This is a genomic window from Chitinophaga sp. SYP-B3965, assembly GCF_009647655.1.
Lineage (GTDB): Bacteria > Bacteroidota > Bacteroidia > Chitinophagales > Chitinophagaceae > Chitinophaga.
The window spans coordinates 295,237-319,897 of sequence record NZ_WJFD01000005.1; the positions used below are offsets into that span (position 1 = coordinate 295,237).

24 protein-coding genes are annotated in these 24,661 nt (G+C 44.7%); 15 read left to right on the top strand and 9 right to left on the bottom strand.

The features are described 5' to 3' along the window. The first annotated feature begins 99 nt into the window (after nt 1-99). Nucleotides 100-969 carry an NAD(P)-dependent oxidoreductase gene (locus GFS24_RS24510; RefSeq protein ID WP_153664261.1) on the top strand — a complete coding sequence of 290 codons (870 nt, stop codon included), beginning with the start codon at nt 100-102 and terminating at the stop codon, nt 967-969. A gap of 48 nt (nt 970-1,017) precedes the next feature. On the opposite strand, the gene GFS24_RS24515 is transcribed toward GFS24_RS24510, so the two are convergent. From GFS24_RS24515 to GFS24_RS24530, 4 genes are all read right to left on the bottom strand, one after another. Beyond that, nucleotides 1,018-1,224: a helix-turn-helix transcriptional regulator gene (locus tag GFS24_RS24515; RefSeq protein WP_153664263.1), complete on the bottom strand. Its 207-nt coding sequence runs from the start codon at nt 1,222-1,224 to the stop codon at nt 1,018-1,020. Then, nucleotides 1,221-1,631, bottom strand: a complete 411-nt coding sequence (locus GFS24_RS24520) for a hypothetical protein (protein ID WP_153664265.1) — start codon at nt 1,629-1,631, stop codon at nt 1,221-1,223. The genes GFS24_RS24515 and GFS24_RS24520 overlap by 4 nt, the downstream gene beginning before the upstream one ends. A gap of 92 nt (nt 1,632-1,723) precedes the next feature. Continuing rightward, a complete protein-coding gene (locus tag GFS24_RS24525; RefSeq protein WP_153664267.1) occupies nt 1,724-2,515 on the bottom strand; it encodes an alpha/beta fold hydrolase in 792 nt (263 codons plus the stop codon). Between the two features lie 68 nt (nt 2,516-2,583). Further along, nucleotides 2,584-3,150 carry a Crp/Fnr family transcriptional regulator gene (locus GFS24_RS24530; protein ID WP_153664269.1) on the bottom strand — a complete coding sequence of 189 codons (567 nt, stop codon included), beginning with the start codon at nt 3,148-3,150 and terminating at the stop codon, nt 2,584-2,586. Nucleotides 3,151-3,240: 90 nt separating this feature from the next. On the opposite strand from GFS24_RS24530, the gene GFS24_RS24535 reads away from it, so the two are divergent. Further along, a complete protein-coding gene (locus tag GFS24_RS24535; protein ID WP_153664271.1) occupies nt 3,241-5,322 on the top strand; it encodes a polysaccharide lyase family 8 super-sandwich domain-containing protein in 2,082 nt (693 codons plus the stop codon). Between the two features lie 50 nt (nt 5,323-5,372). Here GFS24_RS24535 and GFS24_RS24540 read toward each other — a convergent pair whose 3' ends face one another. The 4 genes from GFS24_RS24540 to GFS24_RS24555 all read right to left on the bottom strand — a co-directional run bounded on the left by GFS24_RS24540 (nt 5,373) and on the right by GFS24_RS24555 (nt 9,704). Beyond that, nucleotides 5,373-5,954 (bottom strand): TIGR00730 family Rossman fold protein, encoded by a 582-nt coding sequence (locus GFS24_RS24540; protein WP_153664273.1) that lies wholly within the window; start codon nt 5,952-5,954, stop codon nt 5,373-5,375. 75 nt (nt 5,955-6,029) lie between these two features. Continuing rightward, nucleotides 6,030-7,346: a hypothetical protein gene (locus tag GFS24_RS24545; RefSeq protein WP_153664275.1), complete on the bottom strand. Its 1,317-nt coding sequence runs from the start codon at nt 7,344-7,346 to the stop codon at nt 6,030-6,032. A 358-nt stretch (nt 7,347-7,704) separates the two neighbouring features. Next, nucleotides 7,705-8,571, bottom strand: coding sequence for a class I SAM-dependent methyltransferase (locus GFS24_RS24550; protein ID WP_153664277.1), 867 nt, complete (start codon nt 8,569-8,571; stop codon nt 7,705-7,707). Between the two features lie 62 nt (nt 8,572-8,633). Then, nucleotides 8,634-9,704 carry a nickel-binding protein gene (locus GFS24_RS24555; RefSeq protein WP_173003182.1) on the bottom strand — a complete coding sequence of 357 codons (1,071 nt, stop codon included), beginning with the start codon at nt 9,702-9,704 and terminating at the stop codon, nt 8,634-8,636. A 129-nt stretch (nt 9,705-9,833) separates the two neighbouring features. On the opposite strand from GFS24_RS24555, the gene GFS24_RS24560 reads away from it, so the two are divergent. Beyond that, nucleotides 9,834-10,232, top strand: a complete 399-nt coding sequence (locus tag GFS24_RS24560) for a c-type cytochrome (RefSeq protein WP_153664281.1) — start codon at nt 9,834-9,836, stop codon at nt 10,230-10,232. Between the two features lie 134 nt (nt 10,233-10,366). Beyond that, nucleotides 10,367-10,741, top strand: a complete 375-nt coding sequence (locus GFS24_RS24565; RefSeq protein ID WP_253906590.1) for an SRPBCC domain-containing protein — start codon at nt 10,367-10,369, stop codon at nt 10,739-10,741. Here the strand turns inward: GFS24_RS24565 and GFS24_RS24570 are convergent. Beyond that, on the bottom strand, nt 10,649-11,044 hold the full coding sequence (locus GFS24_RS24570) for a DUF2809 domain-containing protein (RefSeq protein WP_153664285.1): 396 nt from the start codon (nt 11,042-11,044) through the stop codon (nt 10,649-10,651). The genes GFS24_RS24565 and GFS24_RS24570 overlap by 93 nt on opposite strands. A gap of 54 nt (nt 11,045-11,098) precedes the next feature. Here GFS24_RS24570 and GFS24_RS24575 point away from each other — a divergent pair, with 54 nt between their 5' ends. From GFS24_RS24575 to GFS24_RS24625, 11 genes are all read left to right on the top strand, one after another. Then, the gene (locus tag GFS24_RS24575; protein ID WP_153664287.1) at nt 11,099-11,446 is read left to right on the top strand and encodes a hypothetical protein; all 348 of its coding nucleotides are present in this window, start codon (nt 11,099-11,101) and stop codon (nt 11,444-11,446) included. A gap of 34 nt (nt 11,447-11,480) precedes the next feature. Further along, nucleotides 11,481-11,897: a secondary thiamine-phosphate synthase enzyme YjbQ gene (locus GFS24_RS24580; RefSeq protein ID WP_253906581.1), complete on the top strand. Its 417-nt coding sequence runs from the start codon at nt 11,481-11,483 to the stop codon at nt 11,895-11,897. Nucleotides 11,898-12,012: 115 nt separating this feature from the next. Next, a complete protein-coding gene (locus GFS24_RS24585; protein ID WP_153664291.1) occupies nt 12,013-12,618 on the top strand; it encodes an RNA polymerase sigma factor in 606 nt (201 codons plus the stop codon). An 81-nt stretch (nt 12,619-12,699) separates the two neighbouring features. After that, complete coding sequence (locus GFS24_RS24590) at nt 12,700-13,833, top strand: FecR family protein (RefSeq protein WP_153664293.1); 1,134 nt, start codon at nt 12,700-12,702, stop codon at nt 13,831-13,833. A 237-nt stretch (nt 13,834-14,070) separates the two neighbouring features. Next, nucleotides 14,071-17,367, top strand: coding sequence for a SusC/RagA family TonB-linked outer membrane protein (locus tag GFS24_RS24595; RefSeq protein WP_173003183.1), 3,297 nt, complete (start codon nt 14,071-14,073; stop codon nt 17,365-17,367). A 21-nt stretch (nt 17,368-17,388) separates the two neighbouring features. After that, entirely contained in the window at nt 17,389-18,999 is a 1,611-nt protein-coding gene (locus tag GFS24_RS24600) for a RagB/SusD family nutrient uptake outer membrane protein (RefSeq protein WP_153664297.1), read from the top strand. Between the two features lie 27 nt (nt 19,000-19,026). Continuing rightward, complete coding sequence (locus GFS24_RS24605) at nt 19,027-20,055, top strand: glycoside hydrolase family 18 (RefSeq protein WP_153664299.1); 1,029 nt, start codon at nt 19,027-19,029, stop codon at nt 20,053-20,055. 26 nt (nt 20,056-20,081) lie between these two features. Next, nucleotides 20,082-21,248 carry a DUF1735 and LamG domain-containing protein gene (locus GFS24_RS24610; protein ID WP_153664301.1) on the top strand — a complete coding sequence of 389 codons (1,167 nt, stop codon included), beginning with the start codon at nt 20,082-20,084 and terminating at the stop codon, nt 21,246-21,248. Nucleotides 21,249-21,262: 14 nt separating this feature from the next. Next, nucleotides 21,263-22,267, top strand: coding sequence for a discoidin domain-containing protein (locus GFS24_RS24615; protein WP_173003184.1), 1,005 nt, complete (start codon nt 21,263-21,265; stop codon nt 22,265-22,267). Between the two features lie 119 nt (nt 22,268-22,386). Then, nucleotides 22,387-23,514, top strand: a complete 1,128-nt coding sequence (locus GFS24_RS24620; protein ID WP_153664305.1) for a glycoside hydrolase family 5 protein — start codon at nt 22,387-22,389, stop codon at nt 23,512-23,514. A 4-nt stretch (nt 23,515-23,518) separates the two neighbouring features. Further along, nucleotides 23,519-24,376, top strand: a complete 858-nt coding sequence (locus GFS24_RS24625) for a sugar phosphate isomerase/epimerase (RefSeq protein ID WP_153664307.1) — start codon at nt 23,519-23,521, stop codon at nt 24,374-24,376. Nucleotides 24,377-24,661 lie beyond the last annotated feature (285 nt).

The following is a 24,661-nucleotide window of genomic DNA, read 5'->3' on the forward strand; positions in this document are numbered from 1 at the left end:
AAATGATAGGGAAAAAATGTTCCCTGCTGAATCTTTGTTCCCTTATTGCCTGAGATGATGGGTTGCCCTAGTTTTGTTTAACACAATTCAGTAAACAAAATGAAAAAGATAAGTATTCTTGGAACAGGGGTCATGGGAAATGCCATAGGCCAGGCCTATCTAAAAGCTGGGTACAACACAACCGTATGGAACAGAACTTTGCAAAAAGCGGAGGCACTGGTCTCCTCAGGTGCTAATCTGGCCAAAACAGAAAAAGAATTAATCCTTGAAGGGGATCTTATTATTTCGGCTGTGGCTACTTATGATAATCTTATAGAAATTTTGGATCCAATTGAAATTGACTGGAAAACAAAAATTTTGATAAACATTAGTTCCGGAACTACGCAGCAGGCCAGAGACTTTGGTGAGTTTGCCCAAAAAAGGAATATTCCATATTTAGATGCGGCAGCAATGAGCGGTGTTAAACGCGTTGGACATAAAGAGGGACTCTTCCTGTTTAGTGGGGACTACAGCTATTTCGAAAAAGCAAAACCACTGCTGGAAGTTTTAGGCTCTCCTGCGTATTTAGGAAGTGATTTTGGGTTAACCCCTCTTTACGATAACGCTTTATTTACTTTGGCCTGGGGAAGCCTTATCGGTTTTTACCATGCATCAGCACTTATCGCGGCTGAAGGTCAGCAAGCAGGCCGCTTTGCTGCCCTTGCAGCTAATCACACGCCATTTTTAAATGCTCTTTTTAAAGAACATGCTGAAGCTATCGGGACTGGCATATACCCTAATGACGATGGTAATATCGAAATTCACAAATCGGCAATGGAACACGTTAAGGCGTTAAGCGAGGAAAAGAATATTGGCACTGATTTCCCATCGTTTATAATCGATATCCTGAGCAGAACTGAGAAAATGGGCCTTGGAGACAGCGGAATAGCTAGTGTAATTGAAGCCATTAAAAAGGATCACGCGAAATAAAAAAGAAAACCACTATTGTGAGGCTCCTGGTTAATTATTCGAAACTCTTTACAACCAATCCTGTTCCTCAAGCTCAAAAAGTTCATCAGCTTTGCAATGTAACACTTTAGCGATTTTAAAGGCTAATATGGAAGAAGGAACAAATCTGCCTGCTTCAATTGAAATAATAGTCTGCCGGGCGACTTTCACTTTTTCAGCTAATTCTGCCTGTGTTAAATTTTGCCTTGCCCGCTCAACCTTTATAAGATTCTTCATTCCTCTCCATTTAAAGTTTCCTGATGCTTCAGGTAATAAAAGTAAGCAGTAGCGATCATTAATGTTAATGCTAAAAACTGATAGGCAGAAATGGAAAGGATGAGATCATGCGCTCGTTTAAAGCGCCAGTTAAGGAAAAGATAATTATAAAGATGGGTGATAGAAAATGCAACAATTACTGCCATCGCCAATGCCTTAAATTTCAGGCTTTGTATCATTTCATCATCTGTCTTCTCCTTAGAAAAGAAGATAAATACAAACCCCCAACTTAATCCCACTGCTAATTCATTGAAATCAAAAACACCCTTTTTATGGTGTTGCAGGAAAAAGCTAATAATACCGGCAGCAATTATCAGAACTCCCAGTATTTTAGCCCAGTATGAATATGGAAAAGGATTTTGCCTCATAAATGTAATGTTTACGTTACCAAATGTAACGTAAACATTACATTATGACAAATTTATTATACTTATTGAGGACGTAATGTAAACCAGCCCACTTAGGATTTGAGAAAATCGGGAATCATTGCCATTAGTAAATTTACTTTTTTTGTTAGTGCGGTATGCATGGTTCCGGGTAATATGGCCAGTTGTGAGGCTGACATTGATAACTCACCAAGGCCGCCGCCACCTAATAATTTATACAATTCCACAACATGCCCGGGTTGAACGATATCTGCATCACCGGCGATGATCAATGCAGGAGCCTTAATCTTTCGAATATCATCTGCTGACCAGTCCTGTATTTTCTGATTGAACGTTATTGCTTTAGCAAGGTGCTTTGGCCAATCCTGGGGCCTTGGTGCTGTGCTGAGATATTCTGCTTCATAGGGGGTATCTTTCATGGCTTCGACAGTAAGCAGTTTATACAATTCAATGAGTGCCGGATGTTGCCCGCTGCTTTTGTAGGTAACGGAAGCCAGGATGAGTTTGCTGACAAGGTCTGGTTTGCGCATGGCTACCTGTAATGCTACACCTGCCCCGGTACTGTATCCAAAAATATCTGTTTGCCTTATATTCAAAACGTGCAGTAATCCAATAACGTCATCTGCAAATTGTTCATAGGAGAGCGGACGTTCTGGAATATCAGCGGTGTGTCCATAGCCTTGAAATTCAAGGGCAATAACCTGTCTGTCTGTTGCCAGCAAAGGAATTAAGTTTCCGAATGCAGTATCGATTCCGGAGACTGCTCCCGGCAAAAGAAGGAGGGGTTTTCCTTCTCCATACACTTCGTAGTACATGCTCAGCCCGTTGACATTTGCATAGTTCCCGTTGTTTTCTGTAGTGATCATAGCTTTTTGGTTTGCTTCATTGCAAAGTTCGCAAGTAGCAGGCAAAGCATTCTTGGTCTGCACCAAGATCAGAATTTCACATGATTGAACAGTTTACTGAAGTTCGTGGGGTCTATACCTAAATAGGAAGCAATGTACTTATGCGGTACCAGGTGCAGCAGTTGCGGATTTCTCTGGCATAACGCTTTGTACCTTTCTTCTATGGTCATAGCACGCAGGTTAATATGGAGGTCTATCATGCCTGCTAACATGGCTTCGGCCATTCGCCTGAAGAGCCTTTCTATTTGTTGGGATTGGTCAACCAGCTTTTGCAGGTCCTCATAGCTGAGATACTCAAATTCACTGTCTGTTAAACAAGTTAAAAAATATTTAGAGGGTACTTGAAACGAAAAGGATTCAGCGATGGCACATAAGTTGGGGAAATAGCTAAAGTCAATGACATGGGTTTTGGTGCCCACGTCTAAGTAAGCCATCTGTACACCACTTCTTACAAAGTAAAGTTCCCGTTGTACCTGCCCGGGCACAGTAATGAAATCTCCTTTCTTAAACGAGCGGAGTTTTAGATTTTCTGTCAGCAAACGATAGTCTGCCATGCTGATATCGAAAAATTGTTTGAAGTACTGGTAACGTTCCATAAGATCAAAAGATAGCAAATCTTGCAATAGGGTGGATAATTGCTCCTTAAATAAAGAAATGGTATTTTGGGTAATATAATTCCACGTTACATGCATCAGAGACTCATTTCTTTATTCGCAATTGCGTTGCTCGTATTGGTATCTTTCACCAACAGCCTGGCACAAGACATACCCATCATCAAAAAAAGGATAGTAGGCGATTTACTGGAGCCTTCCGTAAACAAGACGGCCATCACACAACTGGTAAAAACCCTTCAGCCAGATGGTACCTGGCCTGGTATCAACTACAAAGATGTTTCCCGCACAGGCTTTCAGCATAGAGACCATTTGGAAAACATGTTATCTCTGGCCAGAGCTTATAAAAAGCCCGGCTCTCCTTTCCTGGGAGATCCTGCAGTAAAAAAGACTTTCTCGGCAGCGCTTGATTTCTGGCTGGCAAATGATTTCAGGTGCGACAACTGGTGGTGGAATGAAATGGGCACACCTAACCTGATGATCAATACTTTACTGGTAATGGATAGCAGCCTTACAGAGAAGCAACGGGTGGAAGGATTAAAGATCGCCCACAGGGCAAACCTCGAAACCTTTGGCGCCCGCCCTGGTGGAGACCTCATGCCGATTGCCGGCATGTTGGGAAAGCAGGCATTATTCAACAATGATCCGGATACCCTGCAACGGGTCATCAGGGTAATGGCTGAACAGGTCAAGATCACTACGGACCGGGGGATTAAACCCGATCTGAGTTTTCACCATCGTACAGATAATGTGACTTCTATTCTTACTTATGGGACCAACTTTGCCAGTTCTTTTGCTTATTGGGCTTCAAGGATTGGCGGCACACAATTCTCTTTTCCCGAACCAGCTATGAAGCTATTAGTTGATTATTACCTGGATGGCATCTGCCAGTCGCTTATCTACGCTACATATCCCGATCCTGGTACTATGAACCGTGATATCAGCCGGCGGAATGCGTTGGGAAAAGTAGACATCGGCCTGCCGCAAAACCTGCTGGCCGCTACCAACTATCGCTCTGAAGAGTTGAATACTATCATCCGTGTCCGCAAAGGGGAAATAAAATACAACCGCACACGTGATCGCTATTTCTGGTATTCGCATTATTACAGCCATCAGCGCCCTGATTACTTCGCATCTGTACGTATGCACTCTGCACGTGCAAGTAATATGGAACAACCACACAACGAAGAAGGGATCAGGAACCATCACTACGGCGATGGCTCTCTTTTCATTTCACGGACTGGGCAGGAGTATTTCAACATCTTTCCCGTATGGGACTGGCAGAAGATCCCCGGCACTACCATCCTCCAAAAGGCAAATGTGTCCCATTGGAACGAGCTGGCTAAAAAAGGACTGACTGATTTTGCCGGTGGTGTAAGCGATGGAGCATATGGTGTGGCAGCGTTTGATTTTGCCAGTGTGCACGATCCGCTCAAAGCACGTAAATCATGGTTCTTCTTTGATAATGAAATAGTGTGCCTGGGTGCAGGTATCCATGCAGACGCTGCTTTACCTGTGTTCACAACCCTTAATCAATGTTTATTGAACGGGGAGGTGATCGCAGGTGCGAATAACAAAAGCAGTGCATTGAAAACAGGAGACCATAAACTGCCAGGCGTATCCTGGGTTTATCATGACAGCGTAGCATATATCTTCCCACAACCTGCCAGTGTAAACGTCAGCAACAGGGAAGCGACCGGTAACTGGCGGCTGATTAACCACCAGGCATCGGCTTCAACAGAAACTGTACGGAAAGATGTATTTACCCTTTGGCTGGATCATGGTGTACAACCACAAAATGCCGACTATGCGTGGATTGTGGTTCCTGCAATAGATGCTGTTTCAACCGCCGCGTATAGTAAAAAAGCGCCTGTGAAAATCCTTGCAAATACCGCAGATCTTCAGGCCGTGCAACAAACAGACCTGCAAAGAACAGGCATTGTTTTTTACAAAGCGGGATCTGTAAAGATCAATGACAAGTTAACACTGACGGCTACAGCGCCTTGCATTGTAATGGTCAAAGGCAATGGTACTGCCATAGCGGTAGCAGACCCAACTCAAAAATTAAGTGCACTGCAGTTAAAGTTGAATGAACGTATTATAAATGTGACATTACCTAAGGACGATAAAGCCGGGAGTACTGTTATTGTACAATAAAAAATATGGAGTCAAGATTGAGTTGCTTTTTGAACAAGGGTATGTTGTATTTACAACCGCTCTTTCGTCACCCATTTTCCAATTTCAGGTGCTCTGTAGGCAGCCATTTTATTTAAGAGATCTTCAATATCATCACTGATCAAAAGCATATCTTTATTGAGTTGCTTCAAAAAGCCGCTGTCAACCATCGTCTTTGTCAGTGCGTTTAAACTGTCATAATATCCGTTTATATTAAAAAGGGCCATTGGCTTTTTATGAAGGCCGAGTTGCCCCCAGGTCAGCATTTCAAAAAGTTCTTCTAATGTTCCATAACCACCTGGCAAAGCAATTACTCCTTCACATAAGTCGTTCATTTTAATTTTCCGCTCGTGCATACTGTCTACAAGAATTAGTTCTGTCAGACCTTCATGGGCAATTTCTTTTTCCTGCAGGAATTTTGGCAGTACGCCAATCACTTCTCCGCCTGCATGTAAAGCGCCGTCTGCTACTGCACCCATTAATCCAATGTTTGCTCCGCCATAGATCAGCCGGATCTTTTTCTTTGCTAATGTTTGCCCAAGCAAGGTTGCCTGAGTTTTATAGACTTCATCATAACCGAAACTTGAGCCGCAGAAAACTGTTATGCTATTCATATAGGAAAGTTAGTAAGAAAAAAGGGAACAGCATCTCACGATGTGTTCCCTTTACTATATTGATAATAAACTTAATTATGATCTCTGACGCGAAGGTCGGCTATGTTGCGTACTCCTTTGTGGAGAGGGATTAACAGAGCGTGGACTACGGTTTATCTGACCTCCCTGTGGCCTTGCGGCTGGAGCAGCACGATCAAACTGACGTGATGGTGATGGTGCACTCCTGTTCACGTTGGGATTGCGATCAAATTGACGCGATGGAGCAGTCCTTTCCACGTTACGATCAGCTGGACGCGATGGTGTACTTCTGTCCACATTACGATCAAACTGACGTGACGGTGTACTCCTTTCAGCCGGACGTGATGGTGTGCTTCTATCCACATTGCGATCAAACTGACGTGTCGGCGCACTCCTGTCTGCATTACGATCAAACTGGCGTGATGGCGCACTCCTATCTACATTACGATCAAATTGACGAGACGGTGTACTCCTGTCTGCATTACGATCAAACTGACGTGATGGTACACTCCTGTTCGTGTTGCGATCAAACTGACGTGATGGTGTACTCCTGTTATGATCATACTGCCGTGATGGAGCACTTCTATGGTAATTAGTACGGTAGTTATTCACCACCACACGATTCCTGTTATACACACTCACAGACCTTGCACGTATCGGGCGATAAATATACGGGGCCCGTACAATACGATGCGTATGTATCACCACGTACCTTGGTCTGTAACGATAACAGATCGGCTGGTAAACATCCCATGCCAGCGGCCTCCATGGCCTAAACCAGGTTGGATAATGATACCATCTCCAGGGAGATGCCCAGACACTGTAATACGGTGCATACACAAAACGCACCGATGGCCAGAACCACACGTTCACCACCAATCCTGATGGTGCAAAAGCGGCAGCGGTGGATGTGGATCCGTACGTTACCGTTTCATCATCATTAAAAGCAGCCACTTCATCTTTATCGGAAGGTTCCACAATCTTTGATACACCATAAATGTCTTCATCCCCAACGATCTGTACCACTGCACGATCATCACCGGTTTTCTCCAGTTCTATCACAGCAATGTCCTGACTTTCTGAAGACGACACTAATGCCTGTAATACGAAAAGCTGCACATCTCCATCCTTTTTATTGACAACGCGGATATAATCGATATCCCCGTCCTGATTCAAATCCAGATTATTGACACCATTCTCTCTGGTGTTCAGCATTTTCTCAAATTCTCCGGGATTTTCGGCCTTTTTGAACATCTCCAGGGCGCCTTCCAGGCTAAAGTTGTCCCCAGGCAAACCCGTTTCGTCCTGCGCCTGTACGCCGGTTGTCAGCATTAAGCTGATAAGAACCGCAGGCAATGAATGTAATATTCTCATACGATAGGCTGTTGTTACATATATAAGACGACTAAAGGGGAGGAAAGTTTATGCAAAAGTTATTGTAGAAATGTTAAAATTTTAAGCTCTTTTTAATATCTCGTTCCCTTTGTCTTTCATTAGAACGCAAGAATGGCCGTTTTAATATAGACAATCCTTGCTTCATCCTAGCTTCATCCATGCTTAAACCCGCGCTGGCGTGCAACACGAAGCAAGGATGAAGCAAGGATTAAGCAACCATGGCTGGTTTCAGGCTTGTTGGTTAAGCTAATGTGCTGATAATCAATTGAAAATTCTTTATTATGTTAAATAGAAAGGGCTGCCTCTGTCAAGAAGCAGCCCTTTTATAGCGATAGGATCATTTCTCCCCTACAGCAACGATCATTTCGCAAGGACCCTCAAAGCCACTGCCATTTTCAAATTGTTCCAACGCCTGTTCTATCTCCTGCCATACAGATTCCTTCTCTGCATCGCGAAGACCACTCATCATCTGATGTAAAGCACCAAAGGATTCCTGTTCAAACTGCACGCATTGTTTTGCGGAAGGCAATAACACCGGTGAATGTACCAGCGCAGACTTTACATTTTTGAAACCGGCTTTTGTAAACGCTGCTTCAATGACGCCTTCAGCACCTAAGCTAAACGGCCCTGGTTGTCCTGGCAAAGGAGGTGGTAATGCCGCACGATTGCGAATAATAGAAACCGGTACGGAGAAGAACTTGTTTTTCTCGGGTGTTGAATATACAATGGCGGCTATTTTCCCGCCGGGTTTTAATACCCTGAGCATTTCCCGCAAAGCCTTTTGCTGATCCGGGAAATAGATAAGGCCAACCCTTGAAATAACGGCGTCAAATGTACCATCTGCAACACTCAGGTTTTCCCCGTCCATTTCCTTTGTTCCTATATTTTGCAAACCTGCCTCACGGGCCAGCTGTTGCGCAAATAAAAGGATGTTGGGAGAAATGTCTGTTGCCAGCACGGATCCGGAAGGTCCTACTTTTTGTGCTGCCGTGATGGATTGCTCACCGGCACCGGCGGCAACATCGAGTACATGATGGCCTTCGCTGATGCCGGCCATCTCCATCATTTTTTCAGTTGCATCATGAAGCCATGTATGAAGAAGCGGGCTCCATCTGTACCAGGCTTCTGCTGCTGCCTGCCATTGTTCGTAAGTGGTTTGCTTGTACTTTGTAGCATTAAATTGGGGTGTTTGGGGTGTTTCCATTGTTTAAATTATTGAGGCTGCAAATTAGTGATACCAGCATACCGGCAACCACCACATTTGATTCAAATCCTGCTATTTTCAGACCAGCTCTTTAACACCTTCAATGGAGATATGCCGAAACGATCCTGGAAGTTCTTTGCAAAATAGGAAGGGTTTGTAAACCCGACTTCCATAGCTACCTGTGTAATATTCCCGTAATTACTCCTGATCAGTTGGAGGGCTTTTTGCAACCTTAATTCCCTGATAAAGGAATTAGCTGAGTAGCCGGTAAGCCCTGTTATTTTCCTGTATAACTGTGATCTGCTTGTACCCAGCTTTTTACTGAGCACGTCAATGGAAAATCCCGGATCCTGCAACATCGTGTGAATGTTGTCTATCAATTGATGGAGGAATCGTTCATCTTCGTTATTAAGTATTTTCAATAGTCCAACCTGCTGGAGCGCCGTTTTTTTTGTCAGCTCTATCACTAGCGGAGCGATTACGATCTGGCCGTTCTGCGCAATGTCACATAACCGGTTGGCCAGCTTAATGGTGTCGGCAAATAGCTCATGTTGTTCTGTTACGGGCTCGCCGGCTCCAATACCGATCCGCAGCTCATGACCCGTTCCAAATTTTTCCGGTATGTGCCGTAAAATATCTGTTGCACATCCCATGGCTGCCTGGCCAGTGGAAAACGCCATCATGAGCCGGTTCCCTGGCCGCTGTATAAAACGGCCTCCGGATTGGCCTGCAAGCTGCTCAATCGTTTCATGGATGGCAGATGCTTCTGATACGGAAATGATATCTGTTATGAGGATAATGCGGTAGCCCGTATCCATGGTGCCGTCCGCTCTTTCCACAATATCATATGTATTCACGGTCATGTCATCACCCATGAAAGCCTGGTAATCGCCTCCCTGCAGTTCAATTATATTGCAGGGCATAGCACCATGTGCTTCCCGGTGAACGGCCACACAGGATTCTTTATCGGGTGCTTCCATCATGCAAAATACCAGGCCGGCTTCTTCATTGATCCAGTACTGGAGGAACTTTACATGATATTTTTGTTGTACCGCAAGGTCAGCAATGTGATTGTGTTTGATCTCTTCCACAGTGGGCTTGACGCTGTAGTCAGCGGCCTTGTGGAGGTCCATGAAAAGGGGCATATTTTGGGGTTATTTTGTATTAAGGTAAGAATAATTGCCGAGTTGCCTATATTGTAAGTGATAACTTATATTATCTTTATACAGTATGAATTCGCTAACTCAATAAACTCAATGCGCATGAAAAGGAAGAACAGTATTGTATTAATGGCAACAGTATTGATTTCAATTACTCTTTGCTCGCTTTCACTGCCACAGCAACAGGAAAGGGCCAAAAACCTAAAGGTCCTCCCCAAAAACATCAGCCACGAAGAGCTGGATAATATTATGAAAAGTTACAAAGATGCACTGGGTGTAAAATGTAACTTCTGCCATGCACCCCGCAAAGATGATCCTAAAAAGCTCGACTTCGCCAGCGACGAGAATCATCATAAAGAGATCGCGCGTGATATGATGCGCATGACTGCACGTATCAACAAAAAATATTTCAAAGGCAATGAGGTAACAGCGGTTACATGTTATACCTGTCATCATGGTAGCGATGAACCACTTGTAAGTCCGCAGGCAGCTGCAAAATAAAAAAGAAAGGCTTTGAGCATAAAATCTCAAAGCCTTTCTTTTTAAAATGATATTCAATGACAACAGTTATAATAAACGCAACCGGGGAAAAGGTTTGGAGGATGCTCACAACCCCTGAAATAATGGCTGAATGGATGGGGGGGCCTGAAATGGAAATAAAAGTAAATACTGACTGGAAGATCAATTCCCCTATTCTCATTCAGGGGTTTCATCATGTAAAGTTTGAGAACAAGGGAACAATACTGCAATATGATAAAGGGAATAAATTAAGTTACACCCATCTAAGCAATGTATCCCGCCTTCCCGATATACCAGAGAACTATTCCATACTTACATTTGTGTTAACGCAAATAGAAGAAAAAACGGCGTTGACGATCAATATAGAAAACTTCCCTACAGAAGTCATCCGTAAACATTTAGAATTTTACTGGAGAGGAACTGTTATGACGATTAAAAAAATGGCAGAGGAGAATGAAACCAATACCGAGCGTATAAGCAAGAATATCTGACCAGGTGAAATAATTGCCGATAACAATATTGGCTATCCGTGAATGTTCAAGCCCCAGATGTTTTACCACATTAAAGTACTGTAAGGTTTCCACCAGGTAGGAGAATGCCAGCACAGCTAATGCCACCGGAACCACCGGCGCCTGAAGGAAACTACGAACAAAACAGTAAAGCAGGATAACCACCAGGAAATCCCCTACATAAGGGCGGATAAAATCATCATGCAGATAAGCCGCGATCAGGACTTCTATAATAAACAGGAGGATAGTGAGTGTGAAGTATAGCCAGCTGAAGCGTAGTTTCATGGCGGTAAGATAAGTAAAGAACAATAAACCCCACCCATCACACGTTAAACCCACATGCGTTTCCCCGTACAAATAATAATCGGACTACTGCTGTTATACAGCTGTTCCAATGTAAGGAGCGTATTTCAGCGGAAGCAGCAAGTTTACCAGCCTCCCAGGTTAGGTGCAGAGTCTCGTTTTGAGGATGGCCTGCGAAGGGAAAAGAAACCACAAAACCTGTTCAGCAAAAAAGAAAGGAAAGGGATGGAGAATATGGGAATGATCTCCAAACAAGAGCGCACTGCCCCCAGTACCCGCATTAGCCCTATGCAGGCAGATAGCTTACTAACCGGTAAAACAAGAGATACTACCCGTACAGATAGTACACAGGTCATACCCGTAGACACAACAATTAAACACTAAATCCTGCAGGCTTGCTTATTTTTACCCCATGAGAATGTTCCAGCAAGCATTACGATTGAAACAAAGAAGCCGGGGTTTTCACCTGATCACCGCGGAAATAGTCAGGGCCTTACCGGAAATGGGAGAACTAAAAACAGGCATGTGCCAGGTTTTTATCAGGCACACTTCCGCTTCCCTCACTATAAACGAGAATGCAGACCCAACTGTAAGAAAGGATTTTGAAACCTACTTCAACAAGATAGCGCCAGAAAATGATCCCGACTACCTCCATAATGATGAAGGATCAGACGATATGCCCGCACACCTTAAATCTTCTTTATTAGGCAGCTCCGTACTCATCCCTATATATAATGGAAGAATGGCCTTTGGCACCTGGCAGGGTATTTACCTCTGCGAACATCGGGATGCAGGGGGAGAAAGAGAACTGGTGATCACTGCCTGGGGGATGTAAACACATCTGAAGCAAAACACATCTAAAACACCCGCTTATCAAGAAAACACCTTAGTAATTTTATTTTGCATTAATTTAGTTCCGCAAAATCAACCACTGCCACCGCCACGTAAGAATGAATACAGGAAGCTTTTCACAATGTCACGCTAAAGAGCTATTTGAGGCAATTGCTTCAGGCAGTGAAGCTGCATTTGAAGAACTTTTCCACCGTTACAAGACTACCGTTTATGGTTCCGCTTACAAATGGACCAAATCTGCCCACGTGGCAGAAGAGATCGCCCAGGAAGTATTTATCCGTCTCTGGACAAGCCGCGCCGCCCTCAAAGAGGTCGAAGATCCACTGGCCTACATCTACCGCATCATTTCCAACCGTGTAAAAGACTATCTCCAAAGCGATCTTAACAGGGAAACCATCCTCCGGAAAGTACGCGAAGAGTTACCGGCTTTCTCCAATATCACGGAGGACACCATTGCCGTCAACACCACCAACCGCTTGATCACCGAAGCCATGGACAAGCTTTCCGGACAGAAACGGAACATCTATTTCATGAACCGGCAGGAAGGAAAATCCGTGAAAGAGATCGCGGACGAATTGCATATTTCCCCCAATACTGTAAAGACCCACCTCTACGAAGCCCTCCACATGGTAAGGAATTACCTGAAAAATGCAGAAGGCTTACTGTTTTTAATATTATCCCTCCTCCCTTTTTTAAAAAAGTAACAAAAACTTTAAATCAGCCTCATACTTTTTCCTTTTAGCGCAGTCTCTAATAGGAGGGAATCCCTATCCTTAATTTCACACATGGAAAGAAGACTACAATATTTACTGGAAAAATATGCGCTGAAAAATGCCACAGAAGCGGAAACAGCAGAAATGCTGCAGCTGCTGAAAGAGGACTTCGGAGAAAAAGTGCTGGCAGACTGTGTGGCCCGGGGAACTGTTAGTGCAGACGAGGATTTCCCAACAGCAGACTGGAGCCGCATCTGGCAGGGTGTACAATCTGGTATCAAAGAACCGGCAAAAGTATATCGCTTCCGCTGGTGGGCAGCCGCTGCGGCAGTTTTGATCCTCGCCGGTTCCGGTATATTCTTCTTCCAGCAATCACAACCCACCACAAAAATACAGGCGAAAGCAGATGTTTCCCCGGGAAAGGAAGGGGCTATCCTCACACTGGCCAACGGAACCACTATCGTACTGGATGATAAGAATGACGGTGTAGTGGCCAACCAGCAAGGAGCAAAAGTAGTGTTGAATAATGGCCAGCTTGCCTATACCAAAGATGAGGCCACTGCTTCCGCTATCGCTTATAATACCCTCAGCACACCCAAAGGCAGGTTATTCAGAATAGTATTACCAGACGGTTCCAGGGTATGGCTGAATGCTGCATCCTCTCTTCGTTACCCTACTGTTTTCGCTGGTTCGGAAAGACTGGTAGAAGTAAGCGGGGAAGCTTATTTTGAAGTAACACATAACAGTGAAATGCCCTTTCGCGTAAAGATCAGTAACGGATCAGAAGTGGAAGTATTGGGTACACATTTCAATATCAATTCCTATAAAGAAGAAGGCGATGTGAACATCACTTTGCTGGAAGGCGCTGTACGTTGTACGAACGGCAACGAGAATGCAATCCTCAAACCAGGCCAGCAGGTTAGGATCGGCAGCCATATGAATGTATTGAACGATGCCAATATGGAGAAAGTAATGGCCTGGAAAAACGGCATCTTCAATTTCAATGATGCTACACTCGAAGAAGTAATGCGCCAGCTGGAACGCTGGTATGATATAGAAGTGGTCTATGAAAAGGGAGTTCCCAAACTGGAATTCATCGGCAAAATGGGCAGGGACCTTACCCTGTCTGAAGTGCTAGAGGGCCTCGCAATGTCTAAAGTTCATTTCCGTATAGAGCAGGGGAGGAGGCTTGTTATACTCCCTTAAAAGAACTTAAACGAAAACCGCCACGGACTGGCATCCGGGGCGGCGGTAGTCTGAGTTAATTTCAAATTCTGTGTTCGTCTAAAAACCCATCATTATTAACTAATCAAACTCATGCAATTTATGCAAAAAATGCCGATTTGTGATCGGGATGCTGTATCGGTTGGCTTAGCAGCTTCGCCACGGGGGCTGCACCGGAAAAAGCAACCGCAGCTCTTATTAACCAAAATACTGTTAGCTATGAAGCTTACCGGTTTTTTTATGGTGCTGGGCTTGCTGGGGGCAAGCGCGAAAAGTGTTTCTCAAACGGTCAGTTTTACCGGCAAAAATGTGGCGATCGCCAAGGTTTTTGAAGCGGTAGAGCAACAGACTGGTTACACGGTCTTTGCTAACAAAGGCCTGTTGAAAGATGTGAGACCTGTTACTGTTTCTTCCCGCCAGATGCCACTGAATGAATTTCTGGACATGGTGCTGAAGAACCAGCCGATTGAATACCAGATCAGTAACAAAACGATCTTCATTAAAGAAAGGCCTCGTATATCCCGTCAGCTGCAAGGTGATGAAACAGCAGATGCGCTCTTTCTGGACGTTACCGGGATTGTGCGTAACGCTGCAGGTGTTCCCCTGGAAGGCGCTACGGTTACTATCAAAGGTTCTTCCACTGTAACCACCACCAACGCAGAAGGCCGCTTTTCTATCAAAGCAGAAAAAGGTCAAACACTCGTGATCTCTTATGTAGGCCATCAATCTGAACAACAGATGATTGGTGATGATACGAGTATTACAGTGGTACTGAAAGAAGTGGAAAGCCAGCTGGAGCAAGTAGTGGTGACTGCGTTAGGCATTCCCAAAAAAGTGAAAGCGCTTACCTACAACGTACAGGAGATCTCTGGTAAAGAGGTGACCACCGTAAAGGACGCCAGCTTTATCAACAGCCTCGCCGGTAAAGTTGCCGGTGTTACCATCAACAGCAGTTCTGCCGGTATGGGTGGCAGCACGAGAGTTGTATTGCGCGGTACCAAATCCTTAAGCTCAGTTACCAGTGCTAATAATGCATTGTATGTAGTAGATGGTATTCCACTGCCTTCCCTCACCACTTCACAGCCGAATGATGTATTCTCCGGTGCAGGCCAAACAGGTGATGGTATCTCTAACATCAATCCGGAAGATATTGAATCTATTTCCGTACTGAGTGGCCCTTCTGCTGCTGCACTCTATGGCAGCCAGGCCGCTAACGGCGTAGTGATGATCACAACAAAGAAAGGCTCGAAAGATGGGTTCAGCCTCTCTGCAACTAATAGTACCACCTTCCACTCACCTTTCGTAATGCCTGATTTTCAAAACAGGTACGGATCTGAAAAAGGCAGCTATTACAGCTGGGGTGAAAAACTGGCTACACCAAGCAGTTATGATCCGAAAGATTTTTTCCAGACAGGTACGAATGTGACCAATACGGTGAGCCTTTCCACAGGTAACGAAAAGAACCAGACCTATTTATCCCTGGCTGCTGTGAATGCAAGCGGTATCATCCACAACAATGATCTGGACAGATACAATTTTTCAGTAAGGAACACCAGCAAATTCCTGGACGATAAGTTCACAATGGACCTGAGCATGATGTATGTTAAACTGGAAGAACAGAATATGTTGTCCCAGGGCCAGTACTTCAACCCGCTTATCCCTGTTTACCTGTTCCCACGCGGAGACGATATTTCAAAATACCAGGCTTTTGAACGTTATGATCCTATCCGCAACTTCAAAACGCAATACTGGCCTTTCGGCGATCTGGGCTTCCAGATGCAGAACCCTTACTGGATCACAGAAAGGAATATGTTCACTAATAATAAGGACAGGTTCCTCGTGAGCGCTGCACTGAAATACGATGTCAACAGCTGGATCAATATAACCGGCCGTGCAAGGTTCGACCGTAATTCTGCCGTGAACGAACGCAAATATTATGCGTCCACTTCCGGTTTGTTTGCAGATGCAGCAGGTGCCTATTACAAATACAACATGAACACGCAGCAGATCTATGCAGATGTGCTTGTGAACATAAACAGGAACTTTAACAATTTCTCCCTCAATGCCAACGTTGGTACCAGCATCCAGGATGTGAAGTATGATAATGCCAGCATTGGTGGCGACTTGCAAAGTGTTCCCAACTTATTTACGGCCAGCAACCTGAACCTCTCCCAGATAGAAATATTCCAGGATGGTTACCATGAGCAAACGCAAGGTCTTTTTGCCAGTGCACAGATTGGTTATAAAAGCCTCGTGTTCCTGGATGTAACCGGCAGATCAGATTGGGCTTCGCCTTTGGCTAACACCAAGTCAAGTTCCTTCTTTTATCCTTCCGTAGGTTTATCCGGAGTGCTCTCTGATATCTTCGACATCCGTTCTGATGTATTGTCCTTCCTGAAGGCAAGGGTTTCTTACAGTGAAGTAGGTAATGCTATTCCGCGTTATGTATCGATCGCCACTTTCCCGGTGATCAACGGTTATCCGCAAACCAGCACTTATCTTCCTGCAACAGACATGGAGCCGGAAAGAACAAAATCATATGAAGCCGGTTTCAACGTTGGGCTCTTCAGAAATAAACTGAAGATAGATGCAACCGTTTACCAGTCTTCTACTTACAACCAGCTCTTCAATCCTTCGCTGTCTCCCAGTTCCGGTTACAGCAGCTTTTATGTGAATGCAGGACGGATAGATAACAAGGGCATTGAACTGTCACTAAGCCTGAACCAGAAATTGGGTGAGGTAGACTGGACGTCCAACATCGTGTATTCTCTCAACCGCAACAAGATCAAAGCACTGCTGCCTTCTTATTATAACAAGGAAACCGGTGAAACAGTAGCGGTAGACAGCCTGGATATGGGTGGTACTGCCAGTTATAAAATGATCCTGGTAGAAGGGGGCTCTATGGGAGATGTATATGTAAATACATTGAAAATGGATGAACACGGTTATATCTGGGTGAACTCTACCAACTTCACGGTAGCGCCTGACCAGAACCGTTACATCAAAGCGGGTAATGCAAATCCTGATTTCAATCTTGGTTTCCGCAACAGTTTCGCCTGGAAGAACTTCAACCTTGGCTTCCTGATCACCGGCCGCTTCGGTGGTGTAGGTGTTTCCGTTACACAAGCAGTAATGGATGCCTTCGGTGTATCTGAAGCAACGGCTAAAGCAAGAGAAGAAGGTGCTGTGGTAAATGGTTACAGGTTACCCGCGCAACAATATTATCAGACCATCGGCGGAGGTACTTCCGGTATCGGTGCCATGTATGTGTACAGCGCTACGAACATCCGTTTGGGCGAAGCATACATCGGTTACGATGTTCCGGTGAAGAAGTTTTCGAACTGCATCAAAGGCCTGAACGTGTCTGTGATCGGCAGGAACTTGTTCATGTTCTACAACAAAGCGCCGTTTGATCCGGAATCTACTGCCAATACCGGCACATACTACCAGGGGGTTGACTACTTTATGCAACCCAGCCTGAGAAGCATCGGTTTTGCTGCTAAACTCCGCTTTTGATAACATTTAAGCATTAAGGTTATGAAAATTACTTTTTCTACAATACAGGTATCCCTCCTGGTGCTCTTGTTACTGGGCGCAGGATGTACCAAAAACTTTAAGGACTACAATACCAATCCGCATCAGGCAACGGATGAACAGATGCAGCAGGATAACCTGTCCACCGGTTCTTTCTTCGTGCAGATGCAGAAGAACGTTTTTCCTATCGCACAGCAACCTGATTTCGGGGATGAAGTATACCAGACTTCCCAGAACCTGGTAGGAGATATTTATTCCGGTTACATGGGTGCTACCAATAACTGGTATTCCGGTTCTAACAACACAACATACGACCTGATACCACAATGGTACGGACAAGCTTTTTCCCGCGCATTCCTGGGTATCATGCCCGGATGGAAAGCGATCAGGAAAGTAACGGAAACAGAAGCACCACAAGTATACGCGATGGCCACTATTGTAAAAGTAGAAGCCATGCATCGTGCTACAGACACATACGGCCCGCTGCCTTATCTGAATTTCGGCAATGGTGCATTGCAGAATAAATACGACAGCCAGAAGGATATCTACTACAAGTTCTTCGACGAACTGGATGAAGCAATCGCTATCCTCACAGATTTCAATACGAGGAATCCTACAGCCACCGCATTGGATAAATACGATTTCATCTATAAGGGCAACATCCGCAGCTGGATCAAATTTGCCAATTCACTCAAGCTGAGACTGGCTATCCGCATCGCATATGTAGAACCTGCCAAAGCAAAAGAAGAAGCAGAATCAGCTGTTAATCACCCCATCGGTGTAATGACAGATGCGGCAGATATTGCGCAATTGCAACATTCCTCCGGTTTATCCTACAACCATCCCCTGTACATCATCAGTGAAAACTTTGATGATATCAGGATGGGCGCCAACATGGAATCCTTCCTCACAGGTTACAATGATCCCCGTCTGCCTAAATACTTCAATGCAGCATCCGATGGACTTTATCATGGTATCCGCAATGGTATCACCATCACCAACAAAGCAGACTATGCAGAAGGGCCTTTCTCTAAAGTGAATATATCCGCTACTGCGCCGATCGTATGGATGAATCCAGCAGAGGTTTATTTTCTGCGGGCAGAAGGTGCATTGCGCCAATGGAACATGGGCAGCGATGCGCAGACCTTGTATGAAAGTGGTATCCGTACTTCTTTCGCTGTAAATGGTGTTACTGCTAATGCAGCTGATTACTACAGCAACAGCACCGCTATTCCAGCTGCCTATGCAGACTCAAAAAGAGCAGGTAATAACATCGCATCACCTAATCCAACCCTTCTCAGTACCATCACTATAAAATGGGATGTTACTGCTACCACCGAGAAGAACCTGGAGCGGATCATTACACAAAAATGGATCGCTATGTTCCCGGATGGTCAGGAAGCATGGTCTGAATTCCGTCGTACAGGGTATCCTAAAGTATTTCCTGTGGTCGTGAATAACAGTAAAGGCCTTATCAATACAACCCTCCAGATCCGCCGTTTGCCATTTGCGGCTACGGAATACCAGACAAATCCTGCCGGAGTTACCGACGCAGCTGCTTTGTTAGGTGGTGCTGATAATGGTGGTACGCCACTTTGGTGGGATAGAAATTAGAACGTTTAACGCTCAAATCTTGATGAGATGAAAACAAAATTATTTTATTTATCGCTTCTGTGTTTAGCTGGTCTGATGACCGCCTGTGAAAAACAGAATACGCCGGAAGCTTTACAGATAGAGGTTCCACGTGCATATTCAGCACAGTATTATGCTAACCTCAGAGCATATAAGAAAACAGACCACCAGGTATTTTACGGTTGGTTTGCTGCCTATGGTAACAAAGAAGGGGTAACTGCAGATTACAAACAATCTCCTTCCTATGGTGAGCACATCGCAGGATTGCCGGACAGTCTTGATTTTTGCAGCCTGTGGAGCGGCGTACCTTCCTTAAGGAAAGGAGACTCCCTGAGTACCTATAATCCTATTGCCTACAGCGAAATGCGGTATGCGATGGAAGTAAAAGGCATTAAAATGCTGCTCCCTGAAATTACACGGATGCAGAAATATGCCTGGCTTACATTGGATGATGCCGGTATTAAGAAATATGGTGATTACCTGATAAAGATGGTGATGGATAATGATGTGGATGGTCTTGACCTCGACTATGAACCAGAAGGCGATTGGCTTACAGGAGACAAATTCCTTCAACTGGTAGTTTACATCGGGCAATACCTCGGACCTAAATCCAGCAATCCTGATAAATACCTGGTAATAGATTATTACACACAGATACCACCAGCAGCTGTAGAGCCTTATATCAATTTCCTTGTGAACCAGTCGTACACACAAGGTACAACCTCTTCTTCCGCCACATTCTTGCAAGGCAGATACAACTCGGTGTCCTGGTGCCCTCCAAAGAAGTTCATCGTAACAGAGAACTTTGGTGAATGGTGGGAAAACGGTGGTTCTCCTTTTACAGAAGCAAATGGTAATACCCTCACAAAAGCAGGTCTCCAAATGTATTCACTGGAAGGATTTACCCGCTGGAACCCAACACAGGGAAAGAAAGGAGGCTTTGGTGCATTCTATTTCGACAGGGATTATAACAATAGTGCAGGCCCCTATTCAACGGTGCGTAGTTGCATCCAGATCGCTAATCCGGCCGTACAATAAGTGTTGATCACCTTAAAACAAACAAAATGAAGAAGTTAAACTATAAAATATGGTTGATAACAGCTGCAGTGTTCTGTGTGATCGCAGTAGTTGTTCCAGCCTGCCAAAAGTATGTGGACTTTAAGGACGTGATCCTGATGACCGGTACGGAAAATGATCCGCTGGTGAAGTTCACCGTGGAGAATGCACCATCCAGCTTTTCAGTAAGTGCCACCGCTACAGCAAAAGTAGAAAGTGATATCACTGTGAATTTCGCTATTGATTCCAGCCTGGTAACAAAGTATAACAAGGAAGTGAATGCGAATTACTTCTTCCCTCCGGAAGGAAGTTATGAGCTGTCCGCCGCCAGTGGTACCATCAAAGCAGGTACACATATCTCTGAACCCGTTACCGTAAGGATCCTTTCCACCGCCAACCTGGTAGATGGAAAACCTTACATCATTCCGGTGACCATTAAGAGCACTACAGGCTCATTAGATGTACTGGAAACTTCACGTACCATTTATCTCAAAGTGGCCCGTGTAATAGATTTCAAATCTATAGACATTTCCAGTCCAAACTTCTACGCCACGTATCCATTTACAGAACCATATAACAATGTAACGCAGTATACTTTTGAGATCAAGTGTTATATCAACGATTGGCACACGGGTAATCCTCCTATCAGTCGTTTGTGCAACTGGGGTCCGTTGGATGAATCATTGCCTAACCTGCTGCGTTTTGGAGAAGCTGGTAGCAAAGTGAACCAACTGCAGTGGGTATCCTCAGAAGGTAGTGTGTTTTCCACTACAGAGTTTGCTACTAAAACATGGTACACCATTTCCTGTGTGTATGATGGAAATTCCTACAAGCTTTATATCAACGGAAAGCTGGATGGTAGTTTCGAAGGTGCAGGCAGGGTATACCAGTTTGCTATGCTGGAACTGGGTATGTCCTACAGTGGATACCAAACCTCACAGCGTTTCCTGGGTCGTACTGCTGAAGTACGTTTCTGGAGCAGGGCATTGTCTATGACAGAGATCCAGGAAGGACTCTGTGGTGTAGATGCTGCAGCTAACGGTCTGGTGGCTTATTGGAAAATGAACGAAGGCAGTGGCAATACTTTCTTCGATCGTACCGGCCACGGACGTGACCTGACATGGCCCAAGGCCGTTCTGTGGAATGCAGACAGTGACAACAAATGTGCTCAATAAAAAAAGGATATTACATGAGGAACTCAATATATAAAAACCGCTATGCAGCACTTCTTTTACTGTCAGTATCCTTACTGGGCGCATGTAAAAAAGATGAGCTGGAATCGCAGGACCTGCTGGTGTTCATGACAGGTGAATATGGATCTTACAATAATGAGATCGTTATTCCCTTCATACATACACCCATCGATGTATCTGGCAACAGTGTTGTGAAACTGGCTGTTTCCGCTACACGCGAAGTAGCAGCTGATGTGGATGTTACACTTACGCCAGATACCAGCCTGGTAGCACAATACAACAAGGCGAACAAAACCAATGCCCTGGCGCTTCCTGCCAGTGCGTACAAGATCGTCAATCCGAAAAAATACAAGATCCCTTCCGGAAAGTTGTCATCAGACTCCGTAGAGATCGAGATCACTACACCTGCAGCACTGACCAATCCTGGTGGATATATTTTACCACTCACTATCGGCAATATTGAAGGTGCAGACCGTGGTGTAAAGATCAGCGCAAACAGGCGTACTACTTATCTGTTCGTTACCTATGCCTTCAATAACGTTCAGGCTACACAGGTACCGGTTGCCGGAACACTGGGTGCAAGAACAGGTTGGGTATCATCAGTAAGCAACACAACGGCTGGTGCTTTAGGCCCCGCAATGCTGGATGGCAGTAATACTACGTACTGGAGATCCAGTAATAGTTCTACCGCAGCAAAATGGGTTATTATAGATATGGCATCCGTACAGGAGATCAAAGGCATCCGTATTAATCCGAATTATACGTCTGCCAATGAAAATGCTACTGCCATCACCGTTTCCACCAGTCAGGATAATATTACCTGGACGGTACAGGGTGCATGGAAAGGTACAGGACCCGCAACAGGATCTACTGCTGCAAATCCTGATCTGAAAGGCATCAACTTTATCGCCCCGGTACAGGCACGTTATTTCCGGCTGGACATTACAGCATGGGTAAGTGGCAGCAGGGTAGGGATCGGTGAATTGAATGTGATCAAATAGACTTTAGCAGGGAATACATAATAAGAAGGGCCATGTGTATTATACACTCAGGCCCTTCTTCATTTTGATTAACGACGGAAATTGTATATTTTTCATTTCCACGTTAAATAGCTACCCTAATGGAACGTCGTTCTTTTCTTAAAAATACCGCATTATTAACCGCAGGTTTAGGCCTTGCTGGTTCGTCAGCCTTTGCAGCAGCTGGCAACAAACTACCTAATTGGAAAGGGTTTAACCTTCTCGATTTTTTCACACCCATACCAGCAGGCACTGGTAAAAAAACAACAGAAGATCATTTCCGCTGGATGCGGGATTGGGGTTTTGATTTCGTGCGTATCCCCATCGCTTATCCCAGTTACCTGGCTTTTGACCGTAGCAAACAGATCACTCCGGAAGAAGTATATAAGATAGATCCGGAAAGAGTAGAAGCAATTGAGAAACTGGTGGCGATGGCGCATCAATACAATATGCATGTAAGCCTCAACCTTCACCGGGCGCCTGGTTATTGCATCAATGCCGGTTTCCATGAACCTTATAACTTATGGAAAGATGAAGAAGCGCAAAAGGCGTTTTATTTCCACTGGAACTTCTGGGCAAAACGATTTAAAAATATATCCGCTCAAAAGATCAGCTTTGATCTGTTGAACGAACCTGCTATGCGGGAAGATATGAATGATCAGCATTCCAGGATAACCGCCGTGCCGGGGCAGATCTATCGTAAAGTAGCGCAGGAAGCTGCAGCAGCCATCCGAAAGGAAAACCCTTCACGCCTGATCATTGCCGATGGAAATAATGTAGGTACATCCGTGATCCCGGAGATCATGGATCTGGATATTGCGCAAAGCTGTCGCGGATACCATCCGGGAAAGATCTCACATTACAAAGCCCCATGGGCCAACAAAGATGTTGAAAACCTTCCTGAACCTAAATGGCCCGGGAAGGTGGGTAACGAATACCTGAGCAGAGAAATGCTGGAAAAGCATTACCAGCCATGGATAGATCTGGTGAAAAAAGGAGTAGGTGTACATTGCGGAGAATGTGGCTGCTGGAATAAAACGCCGCATGCCGTTTTCCTGGCCTGGTTCGGTGATGTACTGGATATCCTGCAAAGTAATAAGATCGGTTTTGGGTTATGGGAATTCAGTGGAGATTTTGGTGTGCTCAATTCCCGCAGGGCGGATGTGCAGTATGAAGATTGGTACGGACAGAAATTAGACAGAAAACTACTCACATTACTACAAAAATAATACTATGGCCATTTCCAGACGCAGGTTCCTTCAACAAACGGGCCTTCTTTCCGGTGGATTATTACTGCATTCCACAGGTTTCGCAGCCATGAATAAAAGACCAATCGGCCTGCAACTATGGACACTCCGAAAAGAATTAACTGGTGATGTTCCCGATGTGATTGCGAAAGTAGCAGCAGCCGGTTATACGGACCTTGAGACATTTGGAGGTGGCGGAGATTTCTTCCGGATGAAACCTGCTGCTTTCAGGAAATTACTGGATGATCAGGGACTCGTGTCTTCCAGCGGCCACTATTACTACCCACCGGATGAAACATTCGATGGTTTGATAAAAGAATTTATTACAGCCGCAGGCATCCTGCAACAAAAATACATCGTTATACCAGCTATGCCAGCTGAGTTGTATAAAACGGTTGATGGACTAAAAAGAGGTGCCGCGCAACTTAACAGGGCAGGACGGTTATGCCGCGAAGCTAACCTGCAATTAGCTTATCACAATCATGCTTTCGAGTTCGCCACATTTGGATCACAAACAGGATATGACATTTTGCTGGCAGAAACAGATCCAACCCTCGTGAAGATGGAATTGGATATCTATTTTGCTGTTCAGGCAGGACAAGATCCAATAGCCTTATTCAATAAAGCCCCCGGCCGTTTTGCCCTACTGCATATGAAAGATATGGACAAACAGAACCCTGATCTGAATACAGAAGTAGGCAGCGGGAAGATCGATTTCAAAAACATCTTTCAGCATATCCGTGCTGCCGGGGTAGATCGTATTTTTGTTGAACAGGAAGATTTTGCGATGGACCCTTATCAGAGTTTGCGGAAAAGTGCGGATTATGTCAAAAAGCTACTGTAAGCAGGGGCTTTATCGATGACAAAGAGATACGAAGTGATACAAATATGTTTGTGTTTTTAGCGCCATTTTATCTATATCCTAGCCCTTTCGAAAAACTTTGTTTTTAAGTATCAATTACTTACCTTGTATATGTAAGCCTCAAACCCACGTATGATGAAGAAGATGTACTATTTCTTCCCAGAAGATTTAATGATATAATCCAAGGTTTATTTTAATCATTACCCGGCCTCTTAAGATGAAGTGTTACTCATGTTTCGAGAACTATTTTGAACAAATAGAATCCTG